18 protein-coding genes are annotated in these 17,614 nt (G+C 38.0%); 9 read left to right on the plus strand and 9 right to left on the minus strand.

Features of this window, described 5'->3' with window-relative positions:
- Position 1: 1 nt before the first annotated feature.
- The 5 genes from RDV53_RS05285 to eno all read right to left on the minus strand — a co-directional run bounded on the left by RDV53_RS05285 (position 2) and on the right by eno (position 3,800).
- Complete coding sequence (locus RDV53_RS05285; protein ID WP_032822532.1) at positions 2 to 628, minus strand: hypothetical protein; 627 nt, start codon at positions 626 to 628, stop codon at positions 2 to 4.
- 7 nt (positions 629 to 635) lie between these two features.
- Positions 636 to 1,343 carry an HAD-IA family hydrolase gene (locus RDV53_RS05290; protein WP_005695234.1) on the minus strand — a complete coding sequence of 236 codons (708 nt, stop codon included), beginning with the start codon at positions 1,341 to 1,343 and terminating at the stop codon, positions 636 to 638.
- Positions 1,344 to 1,351: 8 nt separating this feature from the next.
- Positions 1,352 to 1,771: a DUF2251 domain-containing protein gene (locus RDV53_RS05295; protein WP_005695235.1), complete on the minus strand. Its 420-nt coding sequence runs from the start codon at positions 1,769 to 1,771 to the stop codon at positions 1,352 to 1,354.
- Positions 1,772 to 1,779: 8 nt separating this feature from the next.
- On the minus strand, positions 1,780 to 2,418 hold the full coding sequence (locus RDV53_RS05300) for an NUDIX hydrolase N-terminal domain-containing protein (protein ID WP_005695236.1): 639 nt from the start codon (positions 2,416 to 2,418) through the stop codon (positions 1,780 to 1,782).
- A 71-nt stretch (positions 2,419 to 2,489) separates the two neighbouring features.
- On the minus strand, positions 2,490 to 3,800 hold the full coding sequence (gene eno / locus RDV53_RS05305; RefSeq protein WP_005627703.1) for a phosphopyruvate hydratase: 1,311 nt from the start codon (positions 3,798 to 3,800) through the stop codon (positions 2,490 to 2,492).
- Between the two features lie 285 nt (positions 3,801 to 4,085).
- On the opposite strand from eno, the gene RDV53_RS05310 reads away from it, so the two are divergent.
- Positions 4,086 to 5,858, plus strand: coding sequence for a DUF4153 domain-containing protein (locus RDV53_RS05310; protein ID WP_032822531.1), 1,773 nt, complete (start codon positions 4,086 to 4,088; stop codon positions 5,856 to 5,858).
- Between the two features lie 101 nt (positions 5,859 to 5,959).
- On the opposite strand, the gene RDV53_RS05315 is transcribed toward RDV53_RS05310, so the two are convergent.
- Complete coding sequence (locus RDV53_RS05315) at positions 5,960 to 7,384, minus strand: DUF6630 family protein (RefSeq protein WP_232620858.1); 1,425 nt, start codon at positions 7,382 to 7,384, stop codon at positions 5,960 to 5,962.
- 177 nt (positions 7,385 to 7,561) lie between these two features.
- A complete protein-coding gene (locus tag RDV53_RS05320) occupies positions 7,562 to 8,401 on the minus strand; it encodes a hypothetical protein (RefSeq protein ID WP_005695240.1) in 840 nt (279 codons plus the stop codon).
- Positions 8,402 to 8,659: 258 nt separating this feature from the next.
- Here RDV53_RS05320 and RDV53_RS05325 point away from each other — a divergent pair, with 258 nt between their 5' ends.
- Complete coding sequence (locus RDV53_RS05325) at positions 8,660 to 9,613, plus strand: hypothetical protein (protein WP_005695242.1); 954 nt, start codon at positions 8,660 to 8,662, stop codon at positions 9,611 to 9,613.
- Between the two features lie 93 nt (positions 9,614 to 9,706).
- Here RDV53_RS05325 and pyrG read toward each other — a convergent pair whose 3' ends face one another.
- The gene (pyrG, locus tag RDV53_RS05330) at positions 9,707 to 11,344 is read right to left on the minus strand and encodes a glutamine hydrolyzing CTP synthase (protein ID WP_005695243.1); all 1,638 of its coding nucleotides are present in this window, start codon (positions 11,342 to 11,344) and stop codon (positions 9,707 to 9,709) included.
- A gap of 258 nt (positions 11,345 to 11,602) precedes the next feature.
- Between pyrG and glmU the strand changes: the two genes are divergently transcribed.
- From glmU to ispH, 3 genes are all read left to right on the plus strand, one after another.
- Positions 11,603 to 12,973, plus strand: coding sequence for a bifunctional UDP-N-acetylglucosamine diphosphorylase/glucosamine-1-phosphate N-acetyltransferase GlmU (gene glmU, locus RDV53_RS05335; RefSeq protein WP_005695244.1), 1,371 nt, complete (start codon positions 11,603 to 11,605; stop codon positions 12,971 to 12,973).
- A 116-nt stretch (positions 12,974 to 13,089) separates the two neighbouring features.
- Entirely contained in the window at positions 13,090 to 13,581 is a 492-nt protein-coding gene (gene lspA / locus RDV53_RS05340) for a signal peptidase II (RefSeq protein WP_005695245.1), read from the plus strand.
- Positions 13,578 to 14,522, plus strand: a complete 945-nt coding sequence (gene ispH / locus RDV53_RS05345) for a 4-hydroxy-3-methylbut-2-enyl diphosphate reductase (RefSeq protein ID WP_005695246.1) — start codon at positions 13,578 to 13,580, stop codon at positions 14,520 to 14,522. The genes lspA and ispH overlap by 4 nt, the downstream gene beginning before the upstream one ends.
- Positions 14,523 to 14,568: 46 nt before the next feature.
- Here the strand turns inward: ispH and copM are convergent, their stop codons facing one another.
- Complete coding sequence (gene copM / locus RDV53_RS05350) at positions 14,569 to 14,940, minus strand: CopM family metallochaperone (RefSeq protein WP_005695249.1); 372 nt, start codon at positions 14,938 to 14,940, stop codon at positions 14,569 to 14,571.
- Positions 14,941 to 15,071: 131 nt separating this feature from the next.
- Between copM and rdgB the strand changes: the two genes are divergently transcribed.
- The 4 genes from rdgB to focA all read left to right on the plus strand — a co-directional run bounded on the left by rdgB (position 15,072) and on the right by focA (position 17,602).
- On the plus strand, positions 15,072 to 15,671 hold the full coding sequence (rdgB, locus tag RDV53_RS05355; RefSeq protein WP_032822530.1) for an RdgB/HAM1 family non-canonical purine NTP pyrophosphatase: 600 nt from the start codon (positions 15,072 to 15,074) through the stop codon (positions 15,669 to 15,671).
- Positions 15,672 to 15,709: 38 nt separating this feature from the next.
- Positions 15,710 to 16,027 (plus strand): heavy metal-binding domain-containing protein, encoded by a 318-nt coding sequence (locus tag RDV53_RS05360; protein ID WP_005695251.1) that lies wholly within the window; start codon positions 15,710 to 15,712, stop codon positions 16,025 to 16,027.
- A gap of 144 nt (positions 16,028 to 16,171) precedes the next feature.
- Positions 16,172 to 16,534, plus strand: coding sequence for a helix-hairpin-helix domain-containing protein (locus RDV53_RS05365; RefSeq protein ID WP_032822529.1), 363 nt, complete (start codon positions 16,172 to 16,174; stop codon positions 16,532 to 16,534).
- A 213-nt stretch (positions 16,535 to 16,747) separates the two neighbouring features.
- Positions 16,748 to 17,602, plus strand: coding sequence for a formate transporter FocA (gene focA / locus RDV53_RS05370; RefSeq protein ID WP_005695253.1), 855 nt, complete (start codon positions 16,748 to 16,750; stop codon positions 17,600 to 17,602).
- The last annotated feature ends 12 nt before the right edge of the window (positions 17,603 to 17,614 follow it).

The following is a 17,614-nucleotide window of genomic DNA, read 5'->3' on the forward strand; positions in this document are numbered from 1 at the left end:
TTTAACCGCCTGAGCTACGGTTACTGCTTGAATTTGAGCTTTTAAAGCCGCCACGTGAAACTGGTTTGCTGTAAGTGCTACCTGCATTGCCTTTCACTAATACAGGCTTACCGACAGAACGATTAGTTTGCGGTTGGATAACTTGACCCGTTGGTGTTGAAACGGCACGGTTGCTTGGATTGTAGCTTGGACCTAAAAATGAGCCCATCGTACGCGCGATCATATAACCCATTGCGGCACCAGCAATCGCACTGCCCATACTGCCGTGTCCTTCTCCTGTTGCAGAACTCGTGTGGCTTGCTCCTTCTGAACCGTTTGAATTGCTAGAGTGAGTTGCACCATCAGGATTTAAGGTTTGTTTAACGGTCTGATTGTCTTCTGACCATTCACTATTATTACTTGGACGTGTATTTAAATTGCCCGAGAGAGAGGATCCTGATCCTGCATGTGCAGTTGTACCGCTGTTATTTTCATTAGATTGGTCAGCTTCGCATAATTCAATTTTTTGCCAATCGGCTAAACAATCCTCAAGGCTGTTATAAACATCTCGTTGAACTTGCTCTTCTGAGCAACCGCCCAATAAAGCCACAATGGAAAGGCTGACGAGAACTTGATTTTTCTTTTTCATCATAGGGTTAAAGTGTTAATAATTCAGTTAAATGATTGATTTCTAATGTAGGCAAAACACTTGCTTCAGTAAATGAATTGAGGTTTTTGCCTGATAAATTAATCCATACAGCTTGGCAGCCGGCTTGAATGGCGCCTTGAACATCCGTAGTTAAGTTATCACCGATGTGTAAAATTTCACTCGGTTTTACGCCAAAATAATGGGCGGTTTGGTGGAATAAATCTTGATGAGGTTTCGCTCTGCCTTGTTCACCACCACGTAAACTCAGCTGAAAGTGTTCAAACCCAATACGTTTTGCAATCACATTACCATTGGTAATCACGCTAAGCGGGTACCGATCTTTCAGTTGATTCAGCACTTCAATACTTTCTGCGGGCACATCAATTTTATGTCGCCATTCAATAAATTCTTCCATAGCGAGGGCTAAAGTGCGGTCAATTTCAACCGCACTTTTACCATGATGTATCAGCAAGTTGCGTAATGTTTCGATACGCCAGGCAATCACATCTTCAGCAATCAAGGGATCTTTCTTCGCCAGTTGCCATTTATATTTTCGCCAATATTCTGAGGTAAGCTCGCTCAGTTGTGCGTGTTCTTGTACACATTGAAGAAAGCGTTCTTCGGCCAAACGAATGACATCATTGTTATCGTAAAGGGTGTCATCAAGATCAAAACTCATGATCTTGAAAGGCTGAAGACCGCGGTAAAATCGCATAGTTAATCCTATTTAATGGTATTCACACCAAGCCATGCGGTTGCACATTCATTGGTGATTTCTTCGTGTGTCCACATGCTCATTAAGTCAGGCTGAGGATGTTTGTTAGTGTTATAGCCGATCAAATGAGCAAAATCAAATACGGCATGGGGATAGCCGTTAATAAGTAATAAGGCTAAATAGCCACTTTCATCCCAGCAAATTTCTAATTTACGCGCTTCGTGGTGATTGCGTGTGTTATCAACATTATAAACATGTAAGCAATCGACAACAGGCTGCGCATTTTGACGCATATCTAATGCATAAAAATAGCCGGTTTCGCCATCATCTTCAAACATTACCGCCAGATGATCATGCACAGTCGAGTGTGTGCCGACTTGTTTTGGTTGACCGAGAAAGAGTTGATCTTCGAGGGTTAAATGTAACATGGTATTTCCTAATCAAATTGTGTAGTCCAGTGACTACTATGGTGTGCTTGAAAGCAAAGTTCAACCTGTGCGGGCGTATTTTTTTCTTCATTCATTGGCGGCAGTTCACTCAACGCAAAATAGGAAGATTGAACTGTTTCACTATTTGGTTGAAATTCACCACTTAATGGTTCGCACATGACGAAGGTTTTGAGTACAGGATGCGCAAAAGGCGGAAAATTGCGTTTATGTTGTTCGTGAATAGCAATAATGAAAGTCGGTTTAACATTAAGCCCCGCTTCTTCGCGTACTTCTTTAATCGTATTACTATGAATGGTTTCTAGCACATCTATCCAGCCGCCAGGCAGTGACCAAAGTCCATCATTTTCTTGTACTAATAAAATTTTATCATCTTTGAAAATAGCTGCGCGCGAGTCTATTTTAGGGGTTTGATAACCTGTCTCATTGCAGAAAAACGATTTAACGGTTTCTTTGGGTATGGCTGTTTTATAAGCGAGCATTTCAGCAGACAAATCCCGCAAGCGTTCATAGCGTTCAATATCATAGATATTTTTGCAATAAGTTAGCCCGTTTTGTGCAATGCTTTGGATTTCGATAGCCCAAGATAACCAAGGTTCAGTAAGTAGTGAATCAGATTGTGTCTTCATAAAAACACCTTAAAAAAACACCGCACTTTTATGCAAAGTGCGGTGCTATTTTACCTTAAATTAAGCAAAAATTATGCTTGACCTTTAACCGCTTTTAAACCTAAGAACGGAGCTGGTGTGCCAGCACGTTCTAATGCTTCTTCGATACGGATTAATTGGTTGTATTTCGCAATACGGTCAGAACGGCTCATAGAACCAGTTTTGATTTGACCTGCTGCTGTACCAACCGCTAAATCAGCGATAGTCGCATCTTCGGTTTCACCTGAACGGTGAGAGATTACAGCGGTGTAACCTGCATCTTTAGCCATTTTGATTGCTGCTAAAGTTTCAGTTAAAGAACCGATTTGGTTGAATTTGATTAAGATAGAGTTTGCGATACCTTTTTCGATACCCTCTTTTAAGATTTTGGTGTTAGTAACGAATAAGTCGTCGCCCACTAATTGAACGCGGTCGCCTAACACTTTAGTTTGGTATGCGAAACCATCCCAGTCAGATTCATCTTGACCATCTTCGATAGAAACGATCGGGTATTGTTTGGTTAATTCTTCAAGATAGTGTGTGAACTCTTGAGAAGTGAATGAACGGCCTTCGCCTTTCATTTCGTATTTGCCGGTTTCTTTGTTGTAGAACTCAGATGATGCGCAGTCCATTGCTAAGGTGACATCTTTACCTAATACATAACCTGCTTTTTCTACAGCTTCTTTGATACATGCTAAAGCGTCTGCGTTAGATGCTAAGTTAGGTGCGAAACCACCTTCATCACCTACAGCAGTGCTCATGCCTTTAGATTTTAATACTTTCGCAAGGTTGTGGAATACTTCAGCACCGATACGAAGTGCTTCGCGTAATGTTTTAGCACCAACTGGTTGAATCATGAATTCTTGGATATCAACGTTGTTATCTGCGTGCTCACCACCGTTGATGATGTTCATCATTGGTAATGGCATAGAGTAAACGCCTGGCGTGCCGTTAAGTTCTGCGATGTAAGCGTAAAGAGGTAAACCTTTAGATGCAGCTGCTGCTTTTGCGTTTGCTAAAGATACCGCTAAGATTGCGTTTGCACCGAAGTTAGATTTGTTTTCAGTACCGTCTAAATCGATCATGATTTGGTCGATTTCAGCTTGGTTAGACGCTTCTTTACCCACTAATGCATCTGCGATAGGACCGTTTACTGCTGCAACTGCTTTTAATACACCTTTGCCTAAGAAACGAGATTTGTCGCCGTCACGTAATTCTAATGCTTCACGAGAACCAGTAGATGCACCTGATGGCGCAGCTGCTAAACCAACGAAACCACCTTCAAGATGAACTTCAGCTTCTACAGTTGGGTTACCACGAGAGTCGATGATTTCACGACCAATGACTTTAACGATTTTTGCCATTTTGTTTTCCTCTGTTTAAAGTTAATTAAAATTAGTTAGGCGAACCTAAAGTGGCAATATAATAAAGCAAATTTAGAAATTTGTCTTGGAAAAATGACCGCACTTTGATCTGTATCTTGTTTTTCAATAAAGTGCGGTGAGATTTTGTCTCTTTTTATCCAATATCTATTTAATTTTAGTGGATTTATCCATAAAAGTTCGTTAAAGTGCCAGTAAATTCCATACTATTTCAGTATGAATTATTAAGTGTTAATTAAGACTTTATAGAATAAAAAAGGAATGATTATGTCTGTTTCAACATTTTTCGAAAAGACTAAAGCGCAGATAAAAAATGCAGTGTCTGCACATCCGATTGAAATTTTTCTAATTAGTGCATTTGCAATTGGAATTTGGTTTATGGAATTAGGGACTCATAAAGAAAATGATCATTTGGCTTACTGGGTATTTGAGCCAATGCTATTTATCTTTATTTATCTCTCTCGACCATATTCTTGGTATCGTTTTTCATGGATTGTGCCATTGGTGGCGCTAGCTATCATTGGCATGACCAATGATAGTGCAGAGTTTTATCTATCGAGTCCAAAATTTGGGGGCGCAAATTTTATTGCGTTACTGGTGTTATTAGGGTTTCCATTTGAAAAAAATAATCAAGGGTTTACCTACCGTAATTTTACCAATCTATTCCATCTTGGCTTAGCGACAATGGTATGGTTGTTGGTGTTTGGATTAGTAGCAGCGATTCTATTTACAATTACTACACTCTTTAATGTCGAGTTTTCTGATAGTTTCTATGAGCATTTTTATACATCTTTAGGCATTTTTACTTTGCCACTCTTTTTCTTAGTATTCCAACAACGCCAAGCTAAATCAGAAATGACGTTAAATCGCATTTTTGAGATCTTAGTTAATTTTGTATTAGCACCAGCATTGATGATTTTCACTGTGTTGCTTTATGCTTATGTTGTGCAAATTATTTTTGAAGGCGTATTACCAAAAGGCATGCTGGCGAATATTACCTTGCCTTACCTGCTTGGTGGTTTAGGCGTATATGCATTACGTTCTATTTGTGCTAAAGCCCGCTGGGAAACTTTCTTTAAGTTCTATCCGTATCTATCTATTGTGCCAATCGTGTTGTTATGGTTGGCGATTGATCGCCGTATTAGTGCCTATGCTTGGACGGAACAACGTATTTATTTAGTGGCTTTGGCTACGGCGATTACGATTGCTTATGCGATTCTGATTGTGCCAAAAGCACGTCAATACCGCCTGATTTCTGGGGTTGTCATGGTGGCAATTTTCGCTATGACTTGGATTGTTAAACCACAAGAAATTGCTTACCAAAGCCAAACTGCACGTTTTGAACAGTTATTGAAAAAACTTAATTTATCAGATGGCTTAGGCAAAATTCGTGATGATATAGATTTTGTCGAACGTTTAGAGAATATGCCGAAGAGCGAGCTTAAAGATTGGGAAGAATTAGATAATGTAACATTTTATATGGTTCGTCATATAGCGCTAGACTCTTATGTAGAAGATCCTTATAAAGAAAGACACGAGATATTTAAGCAGAGATATGGTGAAAAATCTGAAGAACTTGTTACATTAAATATTTATGGTGATCATATCAGCATCAATAGCCAAGTAATTAGCGACCGAAAAACAACAATAGAATTTCTATGGGAGTCAATTGATGTCACGCCGTATAAAAAATGGATTCGTGTACCAAGACCTGGATTTTATCGTACAGAGGTTCAGACTTATATGAAATCTGATGAAAAAGCGGATAAGCACGAAGAGAAGCCAGAGGTTTGCTTTGTTGAAGATCATGACAGATATTGTACTAATATGGATGAACATATTCACAAAGTATTCAAGGAACATCAATTAGACCCGATGAAAAAAATGTCTAAAGCTGATCTTAAACCGTTTACTCAAGATTTATTAAAAATTGATGGACCAAGTTTCACGGTTTATTTGAGAGAGCTTGAAATGGAGTTTAGTAAGGAAAAAGGTTATTACTATAGTGAAGTATCTGTACAAGCTATTTTTGATAAGTAACCCTAAATAAAAAACGCTGTGATGTTTCACAGCGTTTTTGCAACAATTAGCTAAAAATGATCGTTTTTTATTTCTGCCATGTTGTTTTCTGTCCATAAAATTTAATGGTTGATAGGTAAATTTAATATGTCTGCAATTTCTATTATGCGGGTTTCTGCTGATTTTGGGCAAACTAAGCAATAGAAATTGTCGCAACCCGTATCAACATAAAGTAAAGTATAATCACTTTCTGTTTCTACTTTATTCTTAATGCGTGCAAACTCATGCTGTGCTTCTTCGAAAGTGATTTCAAAAGTTTGTTCAAGAGCTTCTGAAAGAAAATGATTGAGTGAGTCATAATCAATTTTCCAATCATCTTGATAGCAATGAAGATAACTTCTGATAAGCTCTAATTTAGCGTATTCTTCATCGAAATCTTCGTCCTCATAGATATCACCAAATGCGATCATTTTTTCTCGACATTTTTCTAGGTCTTTATTTAGCCATTTATAGAGGCTTTTAACTTGCTTAATATATTTTGCTTTGATGTATTTTTTCGTTTCAAGCAACATAAGTAACTCATCAAATAAGGCATCTTGATTGATTTCATTTTCACGTCTGTCAATGCTATCGCAAATCAAATCAACGGCTTGTTTTAACAAATCAAACTTGTAATGTTGTTCATCAAGCGGTTTGGCATAATAAATCGCAGCCATTAAATCCAAAATAAAAAGCTTATCAGTATGTTGTAACGAATATGCAGCATCACGAATAGGTTGCCCAGCAAATAGCTCAATTCTTTGCGGAAATTCAAATTCAGTTTCTTTAATAATATATTCATATTCCTTATGCGGTTTTATGCCGAACCCAATATTTAAAAAAGAATAGCCAGAACCATTAAAAAATTCTTCTCGAGAAGCAGGTACGAATCCCATTGGGTTACAGAATTGGCTTTGTAAATCATACATGTCGCCGCCAAAATCTAATTCATTAAATTTTTCTTTTGAGTAATCGTCCCAATTATCAGAATAGTAAAATTGATAGGCGTAAATATCTGTTTCAAAGACATTGTTTTTGACAAGTAAATCACCATCAGGTTGATTTTTAAGATAATGCTCAATTTTGGCGAGTTTTTGGTCTAATAATGTGAAATCTTCAGGCTTTTCAATCGCGTTTAAAACCGCATCAACTGAAGATAAAAATTTCTCATAATGTGGACTATGTTGATTAAATGGCTTTGCCTGCATCATATTCTGAAAAAGATTATCCGCTTGATCTGTTTCGGCGAAAACGAAGCTATCCTGATCAGGAAAAACAAAAACTCTAAAAAGTGAGCTATCTGTTGGGTTTAATTTAAAATCAATAGAAAGAAATAATTGAGCCCAATTTTCCTCTTCAAATTCTCTGCGAGTAATGCAAGGCAGTTTCATTGTTTTTGTTAGGAGCAATTTGAGAGGTTGGTATAAATCAGATAAACCCGTATTTTCTAGCAATTCAGATTCATCTAAATTGGCTTTACCATAATGCCAATAGGTTGCGATTGCCATTGGCGCAACCTTGTGATTTCTGGCAAACAACCACTCAGATGGTTCTTCTTTCGCCTTAAAATATTGAAAGATTTTGTCCAGTTTGGTGGTTAATTTTTTATCTAATTTTTCAGCGCGTGGTTTAGATCTAAAAAATATCATAAGCAGTCTAGTTAGAATACGTCGTTTAAAAGTGGTTTATTGATAATATTCATATTTCTTTGTGGTTTTATCTAACCATATACCTTTTTCATCATACATAATGCTTTCAATCACATTACCGTGTTGATCAAATTTATGACGTGTTGTGAACGTCTCTTCTAATTTCCCATGTTGATCAAAAATTTGACGTTTTAATTCGTTGTGGTTTTTGTCATAAGTAAAATCTGCTCGTCCCTCATTAAAAGACGTGTTATGTACAAAGTCGCCATTTTCGAGATAACGATAAGTTTCGCAATTGCTTTCTTTTCCACTGTCATCAAAATCACAAACCTTGATGAGTTTATCGTCCTTGTAATGGAATTTTTTCGCATGGCCGTCAATCATCTTTGCATAATAAACGGCTTCAGAGATGAGTTTGCTATCTTTGTCGTAAACTCTTTTGATGTAATCTTCTTGAAAATTTGGTTTTTTCGGCTTTTTGCCTACATAGGTGATTTCTAAAATGACGCCTGAACCATCGCTGTTTTCTTGATAGTGGTAGAGTTTTCCATGAGTCTCTTTATCGATAGTGTAACGAATTTCTTCTAATCGATTGTTTTGATCATATCGATAATTCGCCGTCGTTTTATCGGAATATTCAGATTCTTGGGTAATATCTTCAGTTTTAATTAAAAAGCCTTGTTCATTATAAAATTGATGAGTATCGTTCGTGACCACTTCTCCTTCTACCGTTTCTGGATTATCTTCCGACTGTGAAATAACGGACTTCACTTTGCCTTGTAAGTGATTAGCTTGCCAATCAGTTTGAATAGGGAAAAGTGCGAAAGCAGAGGTAGAAAGGCTAGCGAGAAAGGTTGTCAGTAAAAATTTATGCATGGTTATTCCTTTTATAACAAGCAGTTGAATTGAAGAATGTTTTATAAATATATTTAAAAGTAACCACTTATTTAAGTTAGATAAATAGTTGACTAAAATGTTATACTAATTCAAATGTTTTTTGAAGTGTAATTAAATAAATTTGCTTTTTTATGGGGTAAGAAAATGATGAAAGTATTCCAGAAAGTGGTAATTTTTCTGTCTTGATAAGAAAAGCATAATACACAAATATATTGATTAAGAGAAATATTAGGAAATATGAAGCTTTTAAAGACACCATTAGAAATATGTTTGTGGACAATTGGTATATTGCTTGGAATTGCCACATTATTATTTATTTTGAGTTATTTTGTATTTTATTTTTTGTTTTCTTCAGCTCCACAAGATTGGGCGCTTAGAGGTGTTCAGTTACAAGATAAACCGTATTTAGCAGGTATTGATGATTTATCTCCGAATGCATTTGTTTTTGCAACAACCGGAGAAGATGCGCCAGATTATGTTATTACGCTCGATAATACATATTTTAAGTGGGGCGATTTTCGTTTAAATAAACTTTCATTAAATAGTCATGTTGTTAGAATCAATAATTTGGTTAGATTGGGTGAACAACATGATACTGACTTAGGCATGCCAGAAACGATTTCTATTAATGGACAGTCTTGTTTGAGTAGAGGAAGTTTTGTTTTTGTACGAATAAAAGGTAAGGGGCCTTCGATGTCTTATTCTGATTTTACCTTAGCTAGTTGTGAAATACCTGAAGGCGAGGTTATTCTACCGACGATTCGTTTAAAGAGTAAAGTTGCATTTTATGAAAATCGCCAGCTTAATTATGATTACCTTTGGAAACATAATGAGTTAATAAGTTCACAAATAATGCAAGCTCATAGTTATAATGCGAACTTTATAGAGCCGAGTTTGCAAGTTCAGCTAGCCAATGATAAAGATAAATTTGATATTTGGTGGTATTACACTGATTTAACCAATCATGCGAAGCTTATCCAAGTTGTTCACGGTGATTACATGGATGAAGCCAGTAGTGAAAGGAATTTTGTTATTGGTGAGTGTCGTTATAAAGTAGGTAACACTCGAATTTATCTCACTGATTTAACAAAAGATACCGCACATTGGCATTTTATTGATGATTTCGATTCAGGTGATATTTCTGATAAATGTAAAATGCAGATCTTGCCTTATCGTTTAGTGAAACAGTAATAGAATCAATCAAATTAAAATGCTTAAAAATGCAAAGTGCGGTCAAAAATTCTTGTGTTTTTGACCGCACTTATTTATTGAATTATCAACAAATTACTTTTCAGTTTTTAGCTGATTTTCTCTTGCTGCTTTGACAAAGCCTTCGAATAATGGGTGGCCATCACGAGGCGTTGACGTAAATTCTGGGTGGAATTGACATGCCACAAACCAAGGGTGGTTTGGTACTTCAATGATTTCCACTAATTTACGATCCGCAGATAAGCCAGTTACTTTAAGACCTGCTTTTTCAATTTGTGGAAGCAGATTATTATTCACTTCATAACGGTGGCGGTGACGTTCTTCAATGGTTTCTTTGCCATATAATGCACGCGCTTTTGAGCCTTCAATTAAATGACATTGTTGTGCCCCTAAACGCATTGTGCCACCAAGATCTGAATTGTCATCACGAGTTTCAATGTGGCCTTCCGCATCTTGCCATTCCGTAATCAAACCAACAACTGGTTGCTCACAGTTACGATCAAATTCAGATGAATTCGCTTTCTCAAGACCTGCAACATTACGCGCGTATTCGATTAATGCAATTTGCATCCCTAAACAAATGCCTAGGTAAGGCACATTGTTTTCACGTGCATATTTAGCGGTTAAGATTTTGCCTTCTACACCGCGATAGCCAAAACCGCCCGGTACTAAAATACCATCGACACCTTTTAATACATCAGCGCCTTTCGTTTCAACATCTTGAGAATCAATGTATTTAATATGCACGCTTAAACGGTTTTTTAAGCCAGCGTGTTTTAAGGCTTCGTTCACTGATTTATATGCATCAGGTAATTCAGTATATTTACCTACCATACCGATGGTCACATCGCCCACAGGGTTGGCTTCTTGATAAAGCACTTGTTCCCATTCAGAAAGATCTGCTTCAGGGCAGTTTAAGTGGAAACGTTGGCAGATAAATTCATCTAAACCTTGTGATTTCAATAATGCCGGAATTTGGTAGATTGAATTCACATCTTTTAATGAGATGACCGCACGTTCTGGTACGTTACAGAATAAGGCGATTTTTGCACGCTCGTTTGGTGGAATCATGCGATCTGAACGGCAGATAAGCACATCCGGTTGAATACCAATCGAAAGTAATTCTTTTACAGAATGTTGAGTTGGTTTGGTTTTTACTTCGCCCGCTGTTGGGATATATGGCACTAAAGTTAAGTGCATAAAAATAGTATGCTCACGGCCTACTTGCACGGCAAGTTGACGCAGTGCTTCTAAGAATGGAAGTGATTCAATATCACCCACAGTTCCGCCTACTTCCACGATTACCACATCATGGCCTTGTGCACCGGCAATCACGCGATCTTTAATTTCATTGGTGATGTGTGGGATAACTTGAATTGTCGCACCTAAATAATCACCACGACGCTCTTTGCGTAATACTTCAGAATAAATTTTACCAGTGGTGAAGTTGTTGCGTTTTGTCATTTTGGTACGAATAAAACGCTCGTAGTGACCTAAGTCTAAATCGGTTTCCGCCCCGTCTTGTGTCACGAACACTTCGCCGTGTTGGGTTGGGCTCATTGTACCCGGATCCACGTTGATGTAAGGGTCTAATTTCATAATAGTCACGTTTAAGCCACGTGCTTCTAAAATTGCTGCCAATGATGCTGCAGCAATGCCTTTACCTAACGATGAAACCACACCGCCTGTGACGAAAATATAATTTGTAGCCATAGTGAGAGACCTAAAATATTGGGATAAAAATGATTATAGCCAATCATCTTTTATGCAAATTTGTGCAGAATACTGAAAAGTGCGGTCAAAAATAAAAGAAAAAGATGATTAGCTATCAAGACGGGAGGATAGTTTACAGGATTTGAGATTTTTATACAATCTTGTCTTGTCAGGAATGTATGAAAATTAAATGGCTTATCATATTCTCCATTCTACGATAGAATACGCCCAAATTTTTTATAAAGAAGAGATGAATTTATGACAAATAAAGCATTAAGCGTGGTGATTTTAGCGGCCGGTAAAGGCACTCGTATGTATTCTGATTTACCAAAAGTCTTGCATAAAGTGGCAGGAAAACCGATGGTCAAACATGTGATCGATACGGCAAATCAATTAGGTGCGGAAAACGTGCATTTGATTTATGGTCATGGTGGCGAATTAATGCGTGAGCGTTTGGCAAATGAAAGCGCGAACTGGGTATTCCAAGCGGAACAATTGGGTACAGGACATGCTATGCAACAAGCGATGCCTTTTTTCCGTGATGATGAAAATGTTTTAATGGTGTATGGCGATGGCCCAATGATTACACCGGAAACATTGCAAAAATTAATCGATGCGAAACCTGAAAATGGTATCGCAGTATTAACAGTTGTATTAGATAACCCAACAGGTTATGGTCGAATCGTACGTGAAAATGGCAAAGTTGTAGGGATTGTTGAACAAAAAGATGCAACGCCTGAGCAACTCAAAATTCAAGAGATTAATACAGGTGTGTTAGTTTCAGATGGTGCAAGTTTCAAAAAATGGTTAGCGCGTTTAGATAATAATAATGCCCAAGGCGAGTTTTATATTACTGATGTAATTGGCTTAGCTCATCAAGATGGTTGTCCGATTGTAGCTGTTCAAGCAACTGATTTTATGGAAGTTGAAGGGGTAAATAATCGCCTACAATTAGCCAAAATGGAACGCTATTATCAACGTAAACAAGCAGAAAAACTTTTACTTGCAGGCGTGATGTTGATTGACCCTGAGCGTTTTGATTTACGCGGCACATTAGAGCACGGTAAAGATGTTGAAATTGATGTGAATGTAATTGTGGAAGGCAATGTGCGCTTGGGTGACCGTGTAAAAATCGGTGCAGGTTGCGTATTGAAAAACGTGACCATCGGTGATGATGTTGAAATCAAGCCTTATTCTGTTTTAGAAGATGCGATAATTGGTGAGAAAGCAGCGATTGGTCCATTCTCTCGTTTACGTCCAGGTGCTGAATTAGCGGCTGAAACCCATGTGGGTAACTTTGTAGAAATTAAAAAATCCACAGTGGGTAAGGGTTCTAAAGTAAACCACCTCACTTATGTCGGTGATACCGAAATTGGTGAAAACTGTAATATTGGTGCAGGTGTCATTACTTGTAACTATGACGGTGCGAATAAATTTAAAACGATCATTGGTAACGATGTATTCGTAGGTTCTGATACACAATTAGTCGCGCCAGTTACTGTGGCCGATGGTGCAACCATCGGTGCGGGTTCAACCATTACTAAAAACGTTGAAAAAGATGAGCTTGTGATTACTCGTGTGCCACAACGCCATATTCAAGGTTGGCAAAGACCGGTGAAGAAAAAGTAATTAACATTGCAAGGCGAACCAATGTGTTCGCCTTTTATAATTTGATGCCTTTTACTTTATAAAGGCTATTCGAGTTGCTAAAATCATCGTCCATTTATAAAGACAGATAATTTCCTATGACAAAAAATAAAACAGGACTTTCATTCCTTTGGATAAGTGCGGTCGCATTTATCCTCGATTTACTGACCAAATATATTGTGGTTCAGCGCTTTGATTTATATGAAAGCGTAAATATATTGCCTATTTTTAATCTGACCTATGTGCGCAATCCTGGGGCTGCGTTCAGTTTATTTGCAGATCATGATGGTTGGCAGAAGTATTTCTTTATCGTGCTCGCGATTGGGATTTCCTTAATGCTAGCTTACTTTATGAAAAAGAATTCGGCAGAACAAAAATTACAAAACTCAGCTTATGCGCTGATTATTGGTGGCGCGTTAGCCAATATGGTGGACCGAGCGTATAACGGTTTTGTAGTGGATTTCTTAGATTTTTATTGGGATATTCATCATTATCCGGTATTTAATGTGGCAGATATTGCCATTTGTATTGGTGCGGGTTTATTAGCATTAGATGCCTTTAAAGGTGATAAAAAGAGCGGTCAAAAATGAAGATAATTTTAGCTAATCCTCGCGGATTTTGCGCGGGTGTCGATCGAGCCATTAGCATTGTTGAATTAGCGCTTGAAATTCATGGTGCACCGATCTATGTACGTCATGAAGTGGTGCATAATCGTTTTGTGGTGAATGGTTTACGTGAGCGTGGGGCGATTTTCGTCGAAGAATTAAGTGAAGTACCAGATGGCGCTATTGTGATTTTCTCTGCTCATGGTGTGTCACAAGCCGTTCGTCAAGAAGCGAAAGATCGTCAGTTAAAAGTGTTTGATGCAACTTGTCCGTTGGTAACCAAAGTGCATATGCAAGTGGCACGTGCAAGCCGTAAAGGGACAAAAGCGATTTTGATCGGGCACAAAGGGCATCCAGAAGTGGAAGGCACAATGGGGCAGTATAATAATGCCGAAGGTGGCATTTTCTTAATTGAAAGCGTGGAAGATATTGCTCGTTTGCCAGTTCAAGAAGATGATGATTTAACCTTTATGACACAAACCACGCTCTCTCTTGATGATACAGCAGAGACTATCAGTGCATTGAAAAGCAAATACCCTGCAATTCAAGGACCTCATAAAAACGATATTTGCTATGCGACAACCAATCGCCAAGAAGCCGTTCGTGAATTAGCGAAACAGTGTGATTTAGTGGTGGTTGTTGGCTCTAAAAACTCATCAAATTCTAACCGCTTAGCTGAGTTAGCATCACGTATGGGCGTGAAATCAAAATTGATTGATGATCCAAATGATGTAGCGGCAGATTGGTTTGAAGGCGTTGGAACAATTGGCGTAACCGCAGGTGCTTCAGCACCGGAAGAGTTGGTGCAATCCGTGATTGCTCGTTTGAAAGCGTTTGGTGCGGATAGTATTGAAGAGCTTCAAGGCTTAGAAGAGAATATGTTCTTTGAAGTGCCAAAAGAGTTACGAATAAAAGAAGTAAACTAATTCTATGAGAAAGTGCGGTAAATTTACCGCACTTTTTTGTGTTATTTTATTTTTTATTGTGCACTTTAAGCCATTTTTGCATTTGTTCAATTTCTGCTTTTTGAGCGTTAATAATATTCTCAGCAAGCTTACGCATCTCGGGATCTTTTCCGTATTTTAATTCGACTTCCGCCATCTTTACTGCGCCAATATGATGTGGCAACATACCTGCTGCAAAAGCGACGTCAGGATCTTGATATTGCATAGCCGCCATCATATCTTGATGCATCTGATTCATACCTTGCATTAATTCTTGTTGCATTGCAGAATCTGTCGACATTGGCATATTCATGTGTGTTTGATGCTGTTGTTCATTCGCTTGGGCACAAATTGAAACAGCAGCAGTGCTAAGTACGATAAAAGTCATAAATTTTTTCATGTTTTGCTCCTATGTGATAACTGAATGGGCGCAAATCATAAACATTAACCTAAGGTTAAGGTCAATATTTATTCCGAAATTTTTTGGTGAGATGCTAAAATGAGACAATGTTTGATATGAAGGACAAAATCATGAAACAAAAAATTGTGCTTGCCACGGGTAATAAAGGCAAAGTAAAAGAAATGGCAGATGTGTTAGCTGATTTCGGTTTTGAAGTCATTGCTCAGACCGATTTAGGCATTGAAAGCCCAGAGGAAACAGGCTTAACGTTTGTTGAAAATGCCATTCTGAAAGCACGTTATGCATCTGAAAAATCAGGTTTACCGGCCATTGCAGATGATTCCGGTCTTGTGGTGGATGCGTTAAATGGTGCGCCTGGATTGTATTCTGCTCGTTATGCAGGTGTGGATGGTGATGAAGCTGATGCGAAAAACCGAGAAAAATTATTGGCAGAATTAGCCGATGTACCGACTGAACGTCGCCAAGCAAAATTTGTAAGTACGATTGTGTTATTACAACACCCAAGTGATCCTTCTCCGATCATTGCTCAAGGTGAATGTGACGGGCAGATTATTTATGAAGAAAAAGGTGAAAATGGCTTCGGTTACGACTCGCTCTTTTTTAGCCCTGAAAAAGACTGTACCTTTGCCGAATTAGAAACCGTAGAGAAAAAGAAAATTTCTCATCGTGCGAAGGCATTAGCTGTTTTGAAATCAAAATTAACTGCCTAAAGTGCGGTTGATTTTTAACAAGAATTAAAGGATACAAAATGATTATTACCACTACGCCTAATATTGAAGGGAAACAAATCGTAGAATATAAACAAGTCGTCTTTGGGGAAGTGATTGCTGGGGCAAACTTCATACGTGATTTTTTTGCGGCTATTACTGATGTGATTGGTGGTCGTTCGAGTGTTTATGAGCGTCGTATTAGTCGTGCACGCCAAGATGCCTTGAAAGAGTTGGAAGAAAAAGCGATTGCTTTAGGGGCTAATGCTGTGGTTGGCGTAGAGATTAATTACGCAACAGTAAGCAATAAAAGTATGTTTATGGTGATTGCGAGTGGCACAGCTGTAGTGGTTCGCTAAGGTCGTTTTTTTATTTGCTTAAATGTAATTTTTGCGATCAGGATCGCAAAAGTGCGGTCAATTTCTTGCGTGTTTTTGGCGTTTCTTAAAAATGTCGCTGTTGATATGAATCAACGGTACTTTTTGTTAATAAAGGGCATTTTTATGAAATTGATGAAACAGTTATTTAGTTCATTGTTTATTGCAGGCGCGATGTTGAGCACACAAGCGCTTGCAGAAGAAAAAACAGCTGAGCAGGCTCAACCGCAAACGCAAGTGCAGCAACAAACTGCTGTACAAGCACCATCACAAACTGTACAACAAACGGTGAGTGATAAATTAAATATCAATACCGCTAGTGCATCAGAAATTCAAAAAGCACTGATTGGTATTGGGGCGAAAAAAGCAGAAGCCATTGTACAATATCGTGAAAAACACGGTAATTTCACTGTGGCAGAACAACTACTTGAAGTACAAGGTATTGGCAAAGCCACACTAGAGAAAAACCGAGATCGTATCGTGTTTTAATGTTGTTATTTTTATATGAAAAGCGGAATAGTGATATTCCGCTTTTTTATTTTTTGAGCAGAAAATTTACCAAAACTTGCAAAATATCAAATTTTTTTAGAATAAGTTGGGGATTTCTTGCAATGGTTTTATAAGAGAGTAGAATACCAAATGGGTATAGGAATACCTATGTTGTAGTATAAGAAATAATAAACCAACTATTTGGAGTTAGATATGGCATCAGAAAATTTAAATCAATCTTCTGTTGCTCTCACACCAGTTGAAGCAACGGATTATGCTGAAAGCGTTGCTGCGTATAAAGCGCAAAAACGCCCATTTTTATCATTTCTGTCTGGTATTAGTGCTGGGGCTTGTATTGCTTTAGCCTTTGTATTCTATACGACGACACAAACAGCAAGCGCAGGAGCGCCTTGGGGATTAACCAAGTTAGTCGGTGGGTTAGTTTTCTCTTTAGGCGTAATTATGGTGGTAATTTTAGGATCTGAATTATTCACCTCTTCTACTTTAACCTTAGTTGCCCGCGTAGGCGGTAAGATAACCACAAGTCAAATGATCCGAAATTGGATTGTGGTATATTTGGGCAACTTTGTCGGCGGTTTATTTATTGCTGCAGTGATTTGGTTTGGGGGGCAAACCATGGCAGCAAGTGGCCAATGGGGTTTAACCATCTTGGCAACCGCTCAACATAAGATTCACCATACTTGGTTTGAAGCATTTAACCTTGGTATTTTATGTAACATTATGGTGTGTGTAGCGGTATGGATGTCTTATTCAGGTAAAACCGTTACAGACAAAGCATTTATTATGATCATGCCGATTGGTTTATTTGTTGCATCAGGTTTTGAACACTGTGTGGCAAATATGTTTATGATTCCGCTTGGCATTATTACAGCACATTTTAGTACACCAGAATTTTGGCAACAAATTGGGGTGGATCCAATGAAATATGCAGATTTAGATCTCTATCATTTCATTGTGAAGAATTTGATTCCAGTAACGTTAGGAAACATTGTGGGTGGTGCGGTTTGTATCGGCTTATTCCAACGTTATTTAACCAAAGCTCACTAATGTACTAACGAA

It is taken from the genome of Haemophilus parainfluenzae ATCC 33392 (assembly GCF_031191205.1).
GTDB lineage: Bacteria > Pseudomonadota > Gammaproteobacteria > Enterobacterales > Pasteurellaceae > Haemophilus_D > Haemophilus_D parainfluenzae.